The organism is Saccharospirillum sp. HFRX-2, from assembly GCF_043196805.1.
In the GTDB taxonomy this organism is placed as follows: domain Bacteria; phylum Pseudomonadota; class Gammaproteobacteria; order Pseudomonadales; family Natronospirillaceae; genus Saccharospirillum.
The window spans coordinates 912861-931606 of sequence record NZ_JBEBMU010000001.1 but is presented as its reverse complement, the minus strand read 5'-3'; the positions used below and the strand labels follow the sequence as shown (position 1 = coordinate 931606).

The following is an 18746-nucleotide window of genomic DNA, read 5'->3' as shown; positions in this document are numbered from 1 at the left end:
TCAAACGAATGGCGAGCAGCCTAGCATGAAGCGTTCATAGAGAGGCCGAACCCAGCGTTCATAACGCCAGCCTAAGCACCCGCCACCAGCCAGAGGCTATAACCGACATAGACCACCAGCAGCAGCACCGCTTCCCAGCGATTGATGCGTCCGGCGCGACCACGACGGCCCATGCCCAACAGAAACAACGCCAGCGTCAGCGCCACCAGCACCAGCAGATCGCGCGACAACAACTCTGGTTGCGCCGTCAGTGGCCGGATCAGCCCGGCCAGGCCGGTCACCGCCAGCGTATTAAAGAGGTTGGAACCGAGCACATTACCCAACGCCAGATCATGCTCACCCCGGCGTGCCGCAACGATCGACGACGCCAGTTCCGGCAACGAAGTGCCCACCGCGACGATGGTCAACCCAATCACCAGTTCGCTGACACCCAGGCGGGTCGCCAGCGTCACGGCGCCCCACACCAACAGGCGTGAACTGAGCACCAATAACAGCAAGCCCGCGAACAGCCAGAACAGCGCCCGACCACGCGATAAGTGCTGCGCCGCCAGGTTCTGGTCAGCCTCAGCCGCCAAAGCATCTTGCGGCGAACGACCGGCCTGCCAAAGCATCCAGCCGATCAGAGCAGCAAACACGACCAGCAAAATCAGTGCATCGAAGCGACTCAAACTCAGGTCGCGCAACAAGACCACGGCCAATAAAGTCACCGCAGTCAGCATTGGCAGCTCAAGTCGCAACACGCCTGAACGAACGGCAATCGGACTGATCAGCGCCGTTACGCCCAGAATCAACGCAATATTGGTGATGTTAGAGCCGATGGCATTGCCCAGCGCCAAGCCGCTCTGACCTTGCCAGGCCGCCAGCGCCGACACCGTCAGCTCCGGCGCCGAGGTACCAAAACCGATCACCACCATACCGATGATGAGCGGCGACCAACCCAGGTAACGCGCCGTCACCGAGGCACCCAGCACAAACCGATCAGCGCTCCACACCAACAGCGCCAGGCCCAGCGCGATCGCCAGAAACGACAGCAGCATCATTCACCTCAATGGTTAAAATTCAGACCAAACCCATCGCACGTTAAACCGAGCAACGTCAAGCCGGCGTCTGTTCAGCAAGCCCTGGCGCCATTGCCTCGGAACGGCGTATCGCCCGACCGGTCACCAACACCAGTAACGCATTGATCAGGATCACCGCAGCGCCGACAACCGGCACCCAGCTCATGTTCAAACCCAGACTGATCACCACGCCACCCAAGGCCGCGCCGATGGCATTGCCCAGATTAAACGCACTCTGGTTCAGCGTGGACGCCAGATTCGGCGCTTCACCGGCCTGATCGACCACCAGCAATTGCAGCAACGGCACAATCGAAAACGACAAGGCCGCCCAGGCAAAAATCGCCAACACCGCCAAAGGCAACCAACCAATCACCAGGGCCAACGCCAGCAAAGTCGCCGCGATGCCGAGCATCAACTTAACCAACACCGGGATCAACGCACCATGCCCCAAACGGCCGCCAAGAATCGAGCCGGCAGTCAGACCGAGACCGAACACCCCCATCACCAGGCTGATCCACAAACCACCGATGCCGGTCACATCGCGCAGCATCGGTTCAATAAAGGTCACCACGGTAAACATCGACACCGACGCCAGCACACTCAGGCCCAGAGCCAGCAACACCGGCGCCTGTCGCAACACACGAAACTCACCGGCAATGCCACCGGTACTGGGCTGCAAGCCACGCGGCAACCAGCGCATCATGGCCAGAATCGCGACCATGCCGATCACCACCACGCAAGCAAAGGTCGCGCGCCAACCGAACGCCTGACCGATAGCCGCACCCGCCGGCACCCCCAACACATTGGCCAGCGTGAGGCCGGCAAACACCAACGAAATCGCCTGAGCGCGCTTACCCGGCGCCGCCAGACTGGCCGCCGTGACCGCCGCTATGCCGAAAAAGGCACCGTGCGACAAAGCCGTCACCACCCGCGCCACCATCAAACTCCAATAGTTTGGCGCCAGCGCACACAGCACATTGCCGACCACAAAAATGCAGATCAGCACCATCAAGGTTGGCCGCCGCGACCAACGCGCCGTCGCTACCGCCAGAATCGGCCCGCCGACCACCACGCCAATGGCATAGCTCGACACCAGATGACCCGCCGCCGGAATGCTGACGTTCAAGTCAGTCGCAACGGCAGTCAGCAAACCTAAAATGACAAACTCGGTGGTGCCAATGCCAAAAGCGGCAATGGCCAGGGCGATAATAGGGAGGGACATGCAAGCCTCATAACTGCAGATAAGCCAGGACGGCAAAGACACCCTGTGACGGTCACAAGGGCGCGTCATTCTATCACGATGGCGGATTCCACCAATGCAACGCAGCGTTAATAACAACGCCAATAACAACGCCAATAGCAACAGCGCTGAACTGCCGATGAGGACAGCATCGACACCCCGGCGTGGACAGCATCATCCTAGCCGGAGATCATGGCGCTTCTGCGACACCACCCCAACGGCAATTCTCACCCGACCATGAGCCAATCCAGCCACAGCAAAACCCTGGTATCAAAACACCCAATCCGACTGTTTCTCAGCGGCAAAACCACGCGTTTCCACCGCGACGGCCGACACATCAGCATCGATCACCCCGGCAAGCAATCGCGTGACGTCATAGCCGCCTCCCTGACCGACGATCAGGTTCTGGAACAAGGTCTCTGGTTCGCCACCCTGACACTGCAAACCACCCAGGGGCGATACACCCTCAAATGGCTCAACAAAAGCCAGGCGCAAGCGGTGTTGCACTGGCTGAGGTCCGGCTGGCTGAAAGCCATTGAACAAGAGGTGATTGACTCGGCTCATAGCGTGAGAGAACTGCTGGGGCAGAACTACCCAAGACAGAGCATTCTCGACCAGGCACAACAACTGGCCACCGAAGCGAGTGCATTATTCGGCCAGGTACCCCAAAAAAGCTGGTGCCAAAACCTCAACCTTTCAGCCTTTCGCTATGTTAGCCGTATCAGTCAGATGAACGACGATGAAAGGCCCCAAGTACAACAACGTTATCTGCAACAACAACTCGAACAATACGCCGACTATTTCGACAACGTCGAAAGCATGCCGCTCACCCGTCGGCAGCGCGAAGCCTGTGTTATTAATGAAGAAAACAACCTGGTGCTGGCCGGAGCCGGCACCGGAAAAACCAGCGTTATGATCGGCCGCGCCGGCTACCTTATAGCCAGCAACCAAGCAAAATCCGCCGACATTCTGATGCTCGCATTCGGCAGCGATGCCGCCAAAGAAATGCAGCAACGTGCCGATAAGCGACTGGGAAAGGACGAAATAACCGCCAAAACCTTTCATGGTTTGGGGTTGGAAATCATCAAAGCCGTTGAAGGCAACAACGCACCCGGTTTATCCGAACTTGCCGAAGATGAAATCAAATTAAACAAGCGCGTGGACGACTGGTTTGAAGCACACCTGAAAACCCGTCAATACCGCAAACTGGTCAACCGCTATTTTTGCTATTACCTCCGCCCCGACATCAACCCCTTCGATTTCAAAACCAAAGGCGAATACCTCGAATACGTCAGAGCGAACGACTTACGTACCCTGCAAGGTGAATTAGTCAAAAGCCTGGGTGAATTACAAATTGCTAACAGCCTCTACAGCCAGGGCATCAACTACAGCTACGAAAAACGGTACAAAGTCGACACCGCCACCCCAGGCTATCGGCAATATTACCCGGACTTTTATTTACCGGATCAGGATATCTACATCGAGTTCTATGGCATCAACCGCCAGGGCAAAACACCGCCCTTTATCGACCAGCAGCGCTACACCGACTCGATGCAGTGGAAAAAACAAACCCACGAAGAAAATGGCACCCAACTGATTGAACTGTTCCACTACCAACGCACCGAAGGCACGCTGGAGGCCGACCTTGCCAAAGCACTGGAACTCTACAATATCGAAGCCACACCCAGACCGGATGAAGACCTGCTGGAAACGCTGCGGGATTTGGGCGACATCAAGAAAATCGCCGACCTGCTCAAAGCACTGTTACAGCGTTACCGTGGCAACTGTTACGACCTGGAAAAGCCCGCACCCACTTTCAACGACCCGAAAGACGCCGCTTTGCAGGCCGCAATGGAACTGTTGATGCCCATTCTTGCCGACTACGAAGCCGAGTTGGAAAGCACCTGCAGCATCGATTTTAACGACATGATCGGCAAAGCCATCCAATACATTCGCGACGGTAAATACCAACCCAAATGGCGCCATATTCTGGTTGATGAATTCCAGGATATTTCCGAGCCCAGGGCGCGCCTGCTGCAATGCTTAAAAGACCACGGGCCGGACAGTTCACTGTTCTGTGTTGGCGATGACTGGCAAGCCATCTACCGCTTTACCGGCAGCGACTTAAATTACACCACCCATTTCGAACAACACTTCGGCACCACCCAGACCACCAGCCTCGACCAAACGTTTCGCTTTAACAGCTCCATCGGCGACATAGCGGCGCGCTTTATTACCCAAAACGCCAAACAGATACAAAAAACGCTGAGTTCGTTAACCACCGTTGAGCAACCCGCTGTTTCGATATTGAAAGCCACCCGGCCAACCGGCAAAGATAACGACCCTCGCCTCGACACCGTCTTGGCACGGCTGGAACAGATCGCTGAACCGGGCAGCAGCGTTTATCTGCTGGCCCGTAATAAATTTACTTACCCGAAAAAAAGTGACATTAAATCACTGAACCGTCGCTACCCCAGCCTCACGCTATCGCGCGACACCATTCACAAATCGAAAGGCCGGGAAGCCGACTATGTGGTGCTGCTCGGGCTGGAAAGTGGCGACTACGGCCTGCCCTCCCAGATGCAGGAAAACGCTCTGATCGCTGCCTTACTACCGAAGATGGAAAGCTACACCTATGCCGAAGAAAGACGGCTGTTTTATGTGGCGCTGACGCGGGCCAAACACCGGGTATATCTGATTACCGACATGACCGTCACCTCGGAATTCATTATCGAATTACTGGATGACAACTACCCAGTGGAAACTGAAGAATTCGACACCTCAGTCAGCCAAAAACTGTTCCGGATGATGAAGTGCATTCGCTGCAAAACCGGCAGCATGGTGTACCGTAGAAACAGTTATCGCTGCACCAACGAACCGCTGTGCAACCATACCGAAACCGCCTGCCTGACATGCAAAAGCCAAATGTATCGCCAGGGACGTTTTCGTCTATGCACCAATGCCAATTGCAAAAGCTGGGTACCCACCTGTCCCAAATGCGCTTCTGATTTAAAGCAAAGAACCGGGCCATACGGTGAATTCTGGGGTTGCAGCCAATACGGCGACAAAGAAATGCCCTGTAACCATACCGAGCAACATATTGAGTACAACGTGAACGGGGGTGAGGCGGGGGAACCGACTTTCTAATGAGTGGTCGGTAAACTCGTTATTGGTTCAGTGTCATCGCCACAGTCTCGGGCTTATTCGTTGCCTGCACGACTATTGGCCGACAACGATCAGTAATAAAAACTAAAGCTCATCGCTCTCATCATGACGCGCTTTGGGCACGACGGTGATGGTGGTTGAGGGGTTGTTGCGCGGTCGGGTGGTGTCGTCGTCGCGGGCACCTTCCAGTAAATCCATTCGGGCACGGCGGTACTCTTCCTTGCTCAGAGTCCCGTTGGCGTATTGGCGCGATAAAGTCTTAAGGTTCGCTGGCATTGTTATTATTTCCAATCAAAAGTTATTATTTCCAGATCAAAAGCTATTATTCCCGACGCTTAAAATTTTTATTTCCGACGCTAAAAACAGTTACTGACTCACCGTCTGCAAGATAGGCGGCTGTACATTTTCCAATAGTAACCGGAACCCGGTCAGGTTATCGGCCGCGCCCGAATATTGTCGACTGAAATCCAGTCCGCAATCGGCATGCGGGTCCTGGAAGGAACCACCCACGGCCAGTTGACGATTGCCATCAAACACCACTTCCTGAGCGTTGCCAATAACGTTCTGCAGACCCCAACCGTTCTGGTGGCCGGTCGAGACGCGGTTCATCTGGTCGCCTTTAAGAATCTGTCCGCCCAAACGAACCCGACAATTGTAATCGCGCGGTGGCGGCTTGCCGGCGGCATCGGCGGCGTAATGCCATTCGGCCAGGGTCGGCAGGCGATACGGCTGACCAGTACGTTCGGCAATCCACTGCACATATTCATTGATTTGGGCGTAGCTCAAACCGGTGCGTGGCAAATCTTTATCGGTTTCTTCGGCGACTGGGCACTGGCCGCTCAGGAAACAGTATTTGTTGTAATCCTCGTTGGAGATTTCGTATTTGCTCATCGCAAAACCGGACGTTCCCGCGCTGCCCGGCACCACCACCATCAAAGGACCGCGCACCTGATCGTGCAGCATATCAAAACAAATCGCCCGGGCGCGGCGACCATAACCGCCCAGATCTTCGGTGCAGGGGCGCGAGCTGTTGACCGGCGACCAGGCCTGGGCGGAAATATCCGCACCGGTCAGCTGCGACTGATCGCGCAGCGTGCGAATGTCCACATCGCGCTGCAAAATTCGCCCTTGCCAACGTTGCTGCGCCATCTGTTCACTGAGCGTGGCGATGGCGCTGCGGTAGTCCAGATTGTCGGTCCACATTTGCCGCGCTTCCGACAATTCAACCCGTGCCTGATCGTATTCCTGCGCTTCCAAACTGGCTTCGAACAAAGCGAATTGTTGTTCGGCCTGTTCGATGCGTGCGGTTAAATCTTTTTCGAAATCGAGCACTTCCGGATGGTCGGGTAATTGCGCCTTGGACGCTTCCAGAATATTGCGCGCCTCCGACAAGCGCCCGGTCTGCAACGCTACCCGTGCAGTACGACCGTCGGTCCATGGAGCCGGCGCCAGTTCAGCGCGCAGCTGCGCTAATTGCGTACTGCCGGGGAACAGAATGCTGGCGCGCGTGGCCAAACTTTCGCCCTGCTTGCGATCGGTATCGGCCAAATCCATCACCCGTTCGACCAGCATCACGATGTACTGACGTTCCAGATCCGGATAACGCGCCGGCGCAAAGGTGCGAATTTCATCAATCATCACCTGGGCTGCGGGCGTGTCGAAATGATCCGACTCGGCAAACAGACCATTGAGCTGTTCAATATTGCCTTCCACCAGATATTGCTCGCGCGTGTTCTGCAACAGCAGATCATTCGGTGAAATATCCAGACCGCGATCGGCCATGCGCACCGCCGCCCGGTATTCGCCGTTCGCGCCCAAATCTTCGGTTAATTCCAGGTAGGCTTCGGCCATGGCGTCGGCCGCGGTGATGGTGAGAAAAGGATCGTCACTGTCGAGATAGCGCCGTAATTCGCTGAGCGTTTGCTCGGCTTCATCCACTGCCCGCGCTTCGGCCTGCACCAGCAAATCGCTCTGCATACCTTGAATACGTGCCTGTTCAGCGGCGGCTTCACGTTCGATCAAAAATTCGTTGTAGGCGGTTTGGATGCGCGTACGAGCCGAGCTTAGTTGTGGCTCATTTAAGGCAAAGCGATCGATGCGATCGAGCACCGCTTCGGCCAGGCTGAAGCGACGCTCGTCTTCCAGTTGCGCGATGTAATCGAGATACAAAGCAGCAACGTCTTCACGCGCCTGCACCAGCGTTGGATCGTTCGCGCCCAGCAACGCCTGCAAACGATTCAAGACGCCATAGAGCTGAGCTTCCCAGACGGCATCGAGTTGCGCGCTTTCCAGCTGTTGTTGCAACCGCTGCTGCCATTGTTCGATGGCCTCAGCGCGCGGTAAATCCGGATGCGACAGATTCAACGCCAACAGCAAATCCTGATTGTCCGGTTGCAACACGCTCTGGGCATCGAGACTGTTATTGGCCTGCGGCTGCGCCAAACGCGACAACGCCTGCAAAGCGCGATCGCCCGGCGCCAGTTGCGACAGCTCGACAATGGCATCGTGCTGTTCGACAAAATCCTGCCAGCTCACCGGCAAGGCGGTCTGCTCACCAAATTGCTGTTGCAGCTGGGCAATGCGCGTTTGCCGCTGTTGTTCCTGGCGTGCCAGCGTCAGCCGGTCGCGGGTATTAATCAGGTCGATGTCGTCGGGCATGTGCGTCATGCCGACTTCCAGATACTGCGCCGCGGCATCAAGCTCGTTCAGGTTGATCGCTTCCTGGGCGACGGTGGCGTACAAATCCGGCACCCGAGGGTCACTCAGCAAGGCGTGTTGTGGCGCAACGGTGGCAACTTTATCGAGCACATCACCGATACTGTCGCCGTCATCCGTTGGCAGCAGACGTTCATCAGCCAGCGCCAGGTTCAATTGCTGGCTAAGCTGATGCAGATAACGATTGCGCTCCAATTCCAACGCACTGCGTTGGGTTTCCAGTGCGACGGAATCCGGATACAGCCGTTCCATTCGCGCCAGTTCGCGCTCGGCCTGATCGAAGCCGTAACGCTGTTGATCCAGGTTCACCACCTGTTCGATGCGGGTGCGGAAATACTCCTGAAAAATATCGCGGCCGCTGTCGGTGATGCGGTTCTGGGCGTTAATGTCGAGTCCCGACAACAAGCCAATCGTACTTTCCAGAACCTGAGGTTCGCCGGTCAGCACATCGTCGATGATGCCTTCGATGCGTCGGTTATCGAAATAATTCATCACCGGGTTATAGGCGGCGATGGCAAAAATCAGACTAAAAGCCGGACCTAAAACCCAGGGGTTGCGGAACCAGGTCGCCTTGCCTTCCAGCTCTTCAAGAAAATCATCGACGGTTTCGGTGCGGTTTTCTTTTTCGAACGCCAGGCCGTGCAACAGGCCACGCCACTGACGTTTTTTCAGGCCTTTAATCGGCGCCGGAATCAGGTTGGCATCCATCGCCTTGGCGGCGGATTTTTTGTTGAAAGGGTGATAGCCGGTCAGCAGTTCGTAGGCGACACAGGCCAGCGCATAAAGGTCGTCCTGAGTGGACGGATCTTTGCCCTGCAACATTTCCAGCGAGGCGTAAGCCGGCGTCAGCGCGCCCAGCGAACCGGCGTCGAAATCGTCTTCCACCTGAGTGGTGGTCTGGGTGGTGGTGGCGGTTGTAGTGGCCGTTGTGGTCGAGTCGTCGTTGTCGCTGTCGAAGGTTTTGGTTGCCGTGGCTGACGCATCGCTGGTTGTGCTTTCGTCATCGTCCGAGACGCGCACGTTGATCGCCCGGGCAATACCGAAGTCGAGCGTTTTAACAATGCCGTCGTCGCATAAAAAGGCGTTACCGGGTTTGAAATCCGAGTGCACAATATTGCGCTGGTGCGCGTACGACAGCGATGCACCCAGCTGTTTAATGATCGCGAAGGCTTCTTCGAACGGCAGCCCGCCACGCGGCCGCACCACCTTGCGAATAAACGAATCGAGCGGTTTGCCGATCAGCAATTCCATGGTGATAAACACCTGGGTGCCGGTCATGCCGATGCGGTCGAAATCGTAAACGGTGACGATGTTCGGGTGCGCCAGTTTCTGCTGACGGCTGGCTTCGCGCTGCAACGCAACGAAGGCCTTGGGATGGGCGCGGAAGTCTTCGGTTAACACCTTCATGGCCACGAACGGATTGTTGTCGCTGGCTTCAACCTTCAGCAAATCGCGCGCCTGGAACACCTTGCCCATGCCGCCGGCGCCGAGCACTTTATCGAGAATAAAGCGGTCTTTGATGATCGAACCCGGGCCGAGGTTTTGTAACTGCGGGTTGGTCGAACCCGGTACATCCCAGGAACGTTGTGAGGTGCTGGATGTGGTCGGCGCCGAGGACTGACTGGTGGCGCTGGTGTTGATAACAGTGCGATCCTCATCGCCGTCGTCTTCCGGCGGTGCGGCGATGACCGTCATCTGGGTGTCATCCGATCCATCGCCGTGTGCGCCCGGATCGGCCAAAACCGTCAGTTGGGTGTCGTCGGGTGCGTCTTTATCGACCGGGTTGGGATTGGCCAGAACCGTCAGCTGTTCTTCATCGGGTAAATCATCTGCTGATTGCGGCGGCCGGGCGAGTACGGTTTTGTCTTCGCTCTCGTCGTCATCATTTTGTGGCGCCCGATGAGCCGCCGGATGCGCAACAACAGTGGCGTCTTCAGAATCTACTTCGTCATCGTTGGAGGCCTGTCGTGCCTGTTCTTCGGCGCAGGCAACCCGCACTCGTTCGGCGAGCGTCGGCGATAACCAACCTTGCGCCACAGCTTCATCCAGCGCCGCCGACCATTGGGCATCACTGAACGCACCCTGCTTCATCAGGCTGGGCAACATGGACTGCAATTCCGGCAGCGCCAACTCGTTGGCGGACAGTTCTTGCAGCAGTCGGTGAGGGGTGACCATGGCGCTCTCGCTCTAATTTATCTCGACGACAACGACCGTCACGTTGTCTTTGGCGCCGCGTTCCAGGGTCAGATCGACCAGCGATCGACACACCGTTTTCGGCGCTTCATTAGCCAGCAGGCGACCAATTTCGTCGTCTTCGACATGGCGGTTCAGGCCGTCGCTGCACAGCAGATAGCGATCGCCCGGTTTGAATTCACAGACATCGGCTTCCAGAAAGAGTTCATCCTGGCTGCCGACGGCGCGGGTAATGACATTGCGTTCCGGATGCGAACGCGCCTGCTCGCGGGTGATGATGCCCTGGCGCACATAGGACTCAACCTGCGAATGATCGGTCGATAATTGCGTCAGGCTGTTATCACGCCAGCGATAAATGCGGCTGTCGCCCGCCCACAAAATAGCGCCCATGTGCGGGTTTTCTGCGATCAGGATAGCAATGGTGCTGCCGATGATATGACGCCGGCCGTCGTCCTGACTGGCGCGGCTGAGCAAATGCTGATTGACCTGTTCAACGGCGTCTTCGATGCGATCCATACGCTTGGCCAGCGAGCCTTCCAAGGGCGTGCTGCGCAGCGTTTCGACGATCATGCGGCTGGCAACATCGCCGGCGTCATGACCGCCCATGCCATCGGCAACGACCCACAGGCCCTGCTGTGGCAAATCCAGAAAGGCGTCTTCGTTAACCTCGCGCACGAGCCCGCGATCGGTCAGACCGCAGGAGCGGGAAAACTCGGTTTGAGTGGCGGTTTTGATGTCGGTCATGGCGTAACCCTCCGTGGCATCAGCCGTCCAGTTGGAACCGAATCAGTTCCTGCGGATCGTTATCCAACGCCCGCCCCAGACTGATCACACCGGTGCCGGTGAGCACCATTTCATCGCGCCGCACGTAAACCGGCTCGGCGCCGTCGAGCTGAACGTAGGTGCCATTGGTGCTTTGGTCGATCAGCACAAAACGATCGCGGCGCAATTCAATGCGCACATGCTGACGTGAGGCCAGCGCTTCGGCGACCGGAATATCGCAGGTGGTGCTGCGTCCAAGAATGGCCGATTCGCGATCGTGATTGAGTTTAATCAAGCTGTCCTGGTAGACCAATTGCAATTGCGCACTCTGACCCATGCTGGCCGACACTGAGGCCACATCCACCTGCATGCGGGTGACGTCTTCCTCCTGCCAGATGATCTCGGCAATTTCCATTTCGCCCTTGCCTTTGATGGACGCGTAATCGACCACCCGGGCGTTTTCACGCAGCATGGCGGGCAGCAGCTTGACGCTCTCGGCGGTGGTGATGATCTGCCGCGATTTGGCCTGCGACGCCATGCGGGCAGCGACGTTAACGGCATCGCCATGCACATCGCCGTCTTCCAGCACGCAAGAACCAAAGTGATAACCCACTCGAATCGTCACCGGGACTTCGTTGACGTTGTCGGCAATCGCCTCTTCCATGGTTTCCTGCATATCACAGGCTGCTTTGGTGCCGGTTTCGACATCGTCAAAGGTGCACATGATTTCATCACCAATCATCTTGATGACGGTGCCTTTATAACGCTCGACCACTTCGGCCAGCAGATCCAGAGTGACGCTGACAATCTGTCGCGCACGTTCATCTCCCAGAGTGTCGTATAGCCGAGTGCTGCCGACGATGTCGGCAAACAAAATGGCTAACTTTTTGGTTTGGGCAGACATGGCTTGTGTTTCCTTCGTGTTCTGGCCCTACTCAATTGGCAGGGGCTGGTTAAGATCTTCGAATCGGCTCAGGGTGATGTCCGCATTGGGGAATGGCACCTGAGGTCCGACAACGATTTCGTCAATTTCAAATTGATCCGACCAGGCGCCATCCAGGGCATCACGATCGATATTCGCCGTCACCTGAGCGACGGTTTGCTGCAACTGCGTCTGTTCATCGAGCAAGGCCTGATAGCGCTCGCGCAGCGGGTCATCCACTGCTAATTCACGATCCGCCATCAACTCACTCAAATCATCACGCATGTGCTGCATTTCCTGTTCGTTAAGCGCGGTCACGCAATGCGCTTCCTCTTCGCACGCGGCCAGGGCCAAGGCCAAACCGGCCTGGACGTCTTCCAGCAATTGGATTTCCTCGGCCAAGGTTTCCCCCGGTATTGCATCCACTTCGGCCGCGTCTGTGGCGGTCACTTCTGGTTGGGCATCGACCGCTTCCTGTTGGTTCGGCACAGGCAGCTGCTCCGCCCGCACCAGCGACCAACATATCCAGACAAGAGCACAGACCCATCGCTTCATATCAATCCAACAACACTTCCAGTTCGGCTTCGGCTCGGCTGGCCACCGCCAGCGTGCTTTCAATGATTTCGTTCAGCCGGTCCTCGGTTAAATCCAGCCCGGTGGTTTCTGCAAAGTGCGCCCGTCGTTCGGCGTTAAATTGCAGATTTTCCAGGAACCTGACCCGAGTGTAGATGGTCTCGATCACGGCCAACTGACGCTCCACCGCTTCCATATCGATTTCGTCGTCGGTGCCGAGTTCTTCATCCATCAACTCTTCAAAACCAGTGAAGGATTGCAGGTCAGCCTTGTAGGTTGCGAACTCCGATTGCTGGGTCCGGAAACCGGCCAGCAGCGTCTGAATCTGTTCGCGCCTTGCGGCATCACTGGTGGTGGTTAATTCACTTTCCAGTTGATCAATCCGCGCCTGCAATTCATCGATCGACGCCGTCAATTCTTCCGAACTGACATCCGGCGTACAGCCTTCAATTTCCTCACACTGGGCGAAGGCCAACGCCACGCCTTCACCCAGACGACCGAACAGTGTCAGATCTTCTTCAAACAACGCCAGATCGATCACTTCGATGGCACGCACGCCCAACACCGCAGCGGCCGGGTTGCTGAAGTTCACGGCCACGCTGACCAAATCTAAACCCAACCGATTAATAAAAGCGTTGGTGTTTGGCGTCAGCACAATGCCTTCGGCATCGGACAGACTGCTCGGCTGGGACGTCAGCTGTTGTTCCTCACTGACCGCCAATTCAAAGCCACCGCCGCCAAAATCCAGGATCAGATTATCGGACTGGCGGACACCACCGGCGGCGATCACCTGACCACCCTGGGCTTCAACCAGTGTTTCAGCGTTGACGATGAGGTTGCCCGAGCCGGAAAGCCCGCCACAGACCGCGCAGTCGTCGCCGACAGCAACAAAGCTGACGCCGTCGCCAGCGCTAATGGATGCACCCGTCAAAACTATTTCTGAAGCCAGCAAAATCAGGTTGCCACCGGTCTGAATGGCATCGCTGATGGTCAATCGGTTGGCATTAATTTCCAGGTCGGTATAGGCCGCATTCAAGGGCAATGATCCGGGCGTGATCAACGCACCGATAAACAGATTGCCGGTGTAATTAATAAGGTCCGGCAACGACAGATCGCTGCTGCTGACGCTCATATTACTGACCACATCGTTGTTAATGCGATGCGGAATAATCAGCGCGCCCTTGCCGAGTACCTGACCCTGGGTCAGCTTTTGTCCGGCGGTGTAGTGCCAGCGGTTGTCATTGCCGCGCAGTTCGATATCGCCTTGATACTGACCATTGGAGGTGAAGATATTGGTGCCGCCGGTGCCGCTGATGAGGTAGTCGAAGCCGTCAAAGGTGGCAGTGCTGCCGGCTTCTATTGTACCGCCTGCGGCGCTACTGAGCGTCCAGTCCGTGGTGCCGCTGGCACTGCCTTGCAGTTTATCGCCAGCGCCACCGATCAGGTGCTGGATATTGCTGAAGCCCTGGCCGAAAACCAAGGTCACATCACTGCTGGTCCCGGATACATCGTAGGTATTGTTACCACCAGCGCCGTTAATCTGACCACTGGCTTGGCCAGTGCCGGTGCGAGTAAAGGTATCATCACCAGAGCCACCGAGCAGACTGGAGAAGCCGGAGAAATTGGCAGGGCTGCTGACAAAACTGTTATCCAAAGTGCCCGCATTATTACCGGTAATCTGCCAGTCATTATTTTCGCCATCATGGCCCTGCAAGCGATCCGAGCCACTGCCGACTAATTGAATGTTGCTGCTGTTGAGCGTCAGTCCATTCAGATCCAGCGTCTTCGCCGCACCACCGGCCTGATTGATGGCCAGTGTTAATGGATTACCCGCAGTCAATGTCGTGCCCGGACCAAAAATCAGATCGTTCTGTGCCAGCAATGACAAAGCGTCACTGGTGCTGATGTCGGTGAACGTGATGTTGCCGGCGTTGACGTTGAGGGAAGCCAGTTGGACAGAGCCACCAACAACGCCATTGAAATCTACATCACCAGTACCGGTATTAATCGTCAGGTTTTTGTTGCCGTTAACGGTGTCGCTGAACGTGATAGCGGCGTTGGCGGTATCCAGCTGGACATCGTCACTGAGGGTGATGGCGCCGGTGTATGTCTGGCTGCCAGTGCCGGTATCAATGGTTGCACCGCCTAAGCTGATAGCGCCGCTGCCACTGTTAACGATCAGATCGGCGTCTACCAGCGTGATGTTATCTTCGATAGTAATTCCGCCGCTGCCGGAACTGAGCGATAGACTGCCAGTGCTGTCGAACTCACCGACAAAGGTGATCGATCCCGCACCGCTGTTAGACAGCGACAAATCGTAATTCGCAGTAAAGCCGTAAAGCGTGATGTCGCCGGTGTGATTGGCCTGGCCAACCTGGAATTGGGCTGCGGAATTGAAGGTGAAGCCGGAGCCGATGTTGTAACGCGCATCGCCGGGGTCCACTGCCGCAATTGGGCAGGAGCTGCCACTGCACAATTCCATATCAGCCGTACTGCTCTGCGGTGCCAAGATGATAGTGCCGGAGCCAACCTCCATGGTCAGGCCCCCGATGATCTGCAATTCGTTGGTGATCAGTTCAATGTTGCCGTTGCTGAGGGTAGTCATTTCGACGCCCCCAGCCGAAGCAATGCTATCGGCGTTCAGACCAATGTTAGCGGCGGTCAATTCCAAACCGCTGACCAACGTCAGAGTGCCCGCCGCATTTTGCAAATCAAAGTCGCCCTCGATATCGACCGTACCACCGAGTTCGACATCCTGCGCCTGCTCAATGGTCAGGTCGTTCAGATCGGTGATGCTGCCATCAAAGAGAATGTTGCCACTGGCGCCGGTGTTGTCCGAATTGGTGTTGAGTGTCAGATTGCCGGAAGTCGCGCTGCTCAAATCACCATCGATGGTGATGTTGCCCTCTTCACTCAACAACGAGAAATTGCCGCTCAACAGGACGTTGGAGTTGTAGGTCTGGTGGCGCTGAGTTTCTACCTGACCGCCGTTTAAGCGTATGACGCCGCCGCTGTCACCTGGATCCAAAACCAGAGCGCCACCGGCCGTTCCATCCAGATTTCCGGTGACGATGATGTCGTTGTCGTTCACCACTTTCAGTTCATAGTCGAATGAAATGCCTTCCAGGGTGATCACGCCTTCATGCGTGGCGCGGCCAAACTGGATGGTGTCAGCATCGATGGACAACTCACCCAGATCGTAGGTGGTATCAAAAGAACCCGCGCAGGAGCCCTTACAGATATGCACCGAATTAGTGATCGTCGAAGGTGCGAGAGTCACGGTTCCGGCATTGATAGTGGTGAGGCCGCCGACAAACAATAAGTCGTCGACATTCAGTGTGATGACGCCGCTGGCGATGTTTGTGGTCAGGCTGATTTCATCCAGCGTCAGACTATTAACCGTCAGTAGAATATTTTGTGCATTAATACCACCACTCAGCGTGGTAGTACCCGAGCCGCTGGTTTGAGTGAAATCGGTGTTCACCGAAATACCGCCATCGAAGGTACTGCTGTCGGCGTCGGCAATGGTCAGGCTTGTTAATTGGGCACCGCTGCCAATATCACCTGATACATGAATATCACCAGCCCCACTGTTCAGCGTCAGTGTTTGAGTGCCATTGATGTTGCCATCCACCGTCAAATTGCCACCATTGGTGATGAGGTCGATGTCATTATTTAACGTCAGATTACCGGTGTATTTTTGTTCACCATTGGTCGTGACATCACCGCCTAAACCGATACCAGTACCGCTGACATCCAGTCCCGTTAAGCCGGCAATCGCTTGCGCGAAATCGACTGCGCCACTGTTCGCGTCGATGATTAAATCGTGTGCGCCATTGACGGTACTGCTGAAGTCGACATCCCCATCGGCATTCAGAGTTACATCGTCGGTCAGTGTGACGGCGCCGTTATAGTCTTGTCCGCTGGATGTGGTGATATCGTGGTTCAGGTCGATGTTATCGGCGTTGATTTCCAGACTGGTTAACGCTGTATCGCCACCAATGTCATCGCCAAAAACGATATTGCCGGAACCGGCAGTCAACACTAACGCACTTGCACCATCGATGGTGGAGCCGAAGGTGATATGGCTGGTGTTGGAGGTGCTTAAGGTTGCGTCACCTGTGAGCGTTACAGCTTGCTCATATTCCTGTTGATTAAGCGTCGTAACATCACCGCCTAATTCGGTTTTGCCATTAACGTCCAGGAACTCAAGTTGGTTGGTGCTACCCACGTTATCGGTGAAGGCCGCCGTGGCATTTTCAATATCCAGCGTCAGTGATTCGGTGCCATCACCATTGCCGTTAACGGTGCCATCAAAGGTAATATTGCTATTGCTGGTATCCAACGTCAGATCGTTCATCAACGTCACATTACCGGTGTAGGTCTGGCTGCCGGTGGTGCTGATGTCCTGACTCAATTGAATATCGTCTTCGGTGATGGCGAGGTTGTTCAGGCCACCTAACGCTTGGTAACTGAAATTGCCGGAACCGACATTAACGTCGAGACTATTACCAGCACCGATCAGGTCATCGCTGAAGGTAATGTTGTTGTTATTGCTGAGCAGATTGACATTAGCTGCCAGCGTGACGTCACCGGTATAGGTTTGGAACCCAGTGGTGGTGACATTGTCAGCAAGTGTCGACGTGCCGGATACATCCAGGCTGGCACTGCTGATTTCGCCCTGCGCATTTAAATTGCCGTCAACATCCACCGCGCCCAAAGCAGTGGCGTCATCACCCAGGGTCAGGTTGCCATCCACATTGAATGCGCTGCCATCACCGGTCAGCGTCGAACCAAATTCAATGGCCGTACCATCGAGAGTGCGGATGCCGTCGAGGTCTACAGTACCGGTGTAAGTCTGTGTGCCGCTGGTGGTCACATCCGCTGCCAGGTTAGACGTACCGGTCACATCCAGGCTGTCGGTATTGGTGATGGCGCCATCCAGATCTAAATTGCCGCCAACGTCCAGGTCGCCAAAGTTGCTCGTCGCACCGCCCAAGGTCAGATTGTGCAAAACGTTCAGGTTGTTGCCGTTACCGGTCAGGCTGCCGTCGAAAGTAACCAGGGTACCATCCAGCGTGCGAATACCGGTGATCGTCGACGCGCCATGGTAGGTTTGAACACCGCTGGTTGTTACATTGCCATTCAACGCAATGTTGCTGCCGGTCACGATCAGTTGATCCAGCGCCGTGGCGTTGCCAACCGCACCCGCAAAAGTAACATCCGCCGTGCCCGCATTGACGGTCAGATTATGACTGCCATTGATGTTGCCGCCAAAGCTGATGTTGTCGTCATCGGCATCCAACACAACGCCCGATGCCAAGGTCACAGTGCCCTGATAATTCTGGGTACCGCTGGTAGTAATATCCTCAGCCAGGTTGGCGGTACCGGAAACATCAATGCTGCCGGTGTTGGTTATGGCGCCAGTCAAACTGGTTAGATCACCATTCACATCCAACAGAGCAATGTTGCTGGTTCCACCACTGCCCAGACTCAGATTGCCGTTAATAATCAGGTTGTTAACACCGTCGCCTTCTAACGAGGTCGTGAACGTCACCCGCGACGCATCCAATGTACGTTCGCCGATCAGATTAACGGCACCGGTGTAGGCTTGGCTGCCATCAGTAGTAACGTCCGCCGCCAGCGACGACGTACCAGTAACGCTCAGGCTACCCACGTCAGTAATCTCACCGAGCAAGTCCAGATTATCCGATACGGAAATGTCCGCCAGGTCGCTGGTTGTGCCGTTTAATTCCAAGTTGCCGGTGATGTCCAGGTCCTTATTGTCGCCGGCCAAATCACCGCCAAAATCAACCAGACTGCCGGTGAGGTGACGCACGCCGAACAGATCGACCTTGCCGGTGTAGGTTTGTACGCCCGAGGTCGTAACGTCGGCGGCGAGGTTGGAGGTACCACTGACATCCAGCGCTGTGATGCCACTGGCAGCGCCATCCAGATCCAGGTTGCCATTGATATCGAGACTGTCGTTATCGCCACCATCGCCTGCTACGGTGCTGACGAACTGAACAACAGTGCCCGCGCTCAGAGTACGGTCACCATTTAATGTAACCGCGCCGGTGTAGGTTTGCTTGCCCGTAGTAGTAACGTCGGCGGCGAG

At 55.9% G+C, this 18746-nt stretch carries 9 protein-coding genes; 1 reads left to right on the top strand and 8 read right to left on the bottom strand.

The genetic code is table 11. The features are described from left to right. Positions 1 to 71 precede the first annotated feature (71 nt). Entirely contained in the window at positions 72 to 1040 is a 969-nt protein-coding gene (locus tag ABMA60_RS04430; RefSeq protein ID WP_392799299.1) for a calcium/sodium antiporter, read from the bottom strand. Between the two features lie 55 nt (positions 1041 to 1095). Beyond that, positions 1096 to 2280: an MFS transporter gene (locus ABMA60_RS04425; RefSeq protein WP_392799296.1), complete on the bottom strand. Its 1185-nt coding sequence runs from the start codon at positions 2278 to 2280 to the stop codon at positions 1096 to 1098. Between the two features lie 210 nt (positions 2281 to 2490). On the opposite strand from ABMA60_RS04425, the gene ABMA60_RS04420 reads away from it, so the two are divergent. Next, positions 2491 to 5445 carry a UvrD-helicase domain-containing protein gene (locus ABMA60_RS04420; RefSeq protein WP_392799294.1) on the top strand — a complete coding sequence of 985 codons (2955 nt, stop codon included), beginning with the start codon at positions 2491 to 2493 and terminating at the stop codon, positions 5443 to 5445. Between the two features lie 102 nt (positions 5446 to 5547). Here ABMA60_RS04420 and ABMA60_RS04415 read toward each other — a convergent pair whose 3' ends face one another. From ABMA60_RS04415 to ABMA60_RS04390, 6 genes are all read right to left on the bottom strand, one after another. Further along, positions 5548 to 5739: a hypothetical protein gene (locus tag ABMA60_RS04415; RefSeq protein WP_392799290.1), complete on the bottom strand. Its 192-nt coding sequence runs from the start codon at positions 5737 to 5739 to the stop codon at positions 5548 to 5550. A 90-nt stretch (positions 5740 to 5829) separates the two neighbouring features. Beyond that, positions 5830 to 10353, bottom strand: coding sequence for a protein kinase (locus ABMA60_RS04410; RefSeq protein WP_392799287.1), 4524 nt, complete (start codon positions 10351 to 10353; stop codon positions 5830 to 5832). A gap of 12 nt (positions 10354 to 10365) precedes the next feature. Then, positions 10366 to 11115, bottom strand: a complete 750-nt coding sequence (locus ABMA60_RS04405) for a PP2C family protein-serine/threonine phosphatase (RefSeq protein ID WP_392799284.1) — start codon at positions 11113 to 11115, stop codon at positions 10366 to 10368. 19 nt (positions 11116 to 11134) lie between these two features. Then, entirely contained in the window at positions 11135 to 12037 is a 903-nt protein-coding gene (locus tag ABMA60_RS04400) for an adenylate/guanylate cyclase domain-containing protein (protein ID WP_392799281.1), read from the bottom strand. A 27-nt stretch (positions 12038 to 12064) separates the two neighbouring features. Then, complete coding sequence (locus ABMA60_RS04395) at positions 12065 to 12544, bottom strand: hypothetical protein (RefSeq protein WP_392799278.1); 480 nt, start codon at positions 12542 to 12544, stop codon at positions 12065 to 12067. 67 nt (positions 12545 to 12611) lie between these two features. Beyond that, the coding region (locus ABMA60_RS04390; RefSeq protein WP_392799276.1) for a hypothetical protein at positions 12612 to 18746 on the bottom strand (6135 nt) is incomplete at its 5' end.

Excerpts from the sequence above, each read along its gene's own strand:
- ABMA60_RS04430 (WP_392799299.1), bottom strand. The coding sequence starts at position 1,040 with ATGATGCTGCTGTCGTTTCTGGCGATCGCGCTGGGCCTGGCGCTGTTG.
- ABMA60_RS04425 (WP_392799296.1), bottom strand. The coding sequence starts at position 2,280 with ATGTCCCTCCCTATTATCGCCCTGGCCATTGCCGCTTTTGGCATTGGC.
- ABMA60_RS04420 (WP_392799294.1), top strand. The coding sequence starts at position 2,491 with ATGGCGCTTCTGCGACACCACCCCAACGGCAATTCTCACCCGACCATG.
- ABMA60_RS04415 (WP_392799290.1), bottom strand. The coding sequence starts at position 5,739 with ATGCCAGCGAACCTTAAGACTTTATCGCGCCAATACGCCAACGGGACT.
- ABMA60_RS04410 (WP_392799287.1), bottom strand. The coding sequence starts at position 10,353 with ATGGTCACCCCTCACCGACTGCTGCAAGAACTGTCCGCCAACGAGTTG.
- ABMA60_RS04405 (WP_392799284.1), bottom strand. The coding sequence starts at position 11,115 with ATGACCGACATCAAAACCGCCACTCAAACCGAGTTTTCCCGCTCCTGC.
- ABMA60_RS04400 (WP_392799281.1), bottom strand. The coding sequence starts at position 12,037 with ATGTCTGCCCAAACCAAAAAGTTAGCCATTTTGTTTGCCGACATCGTC.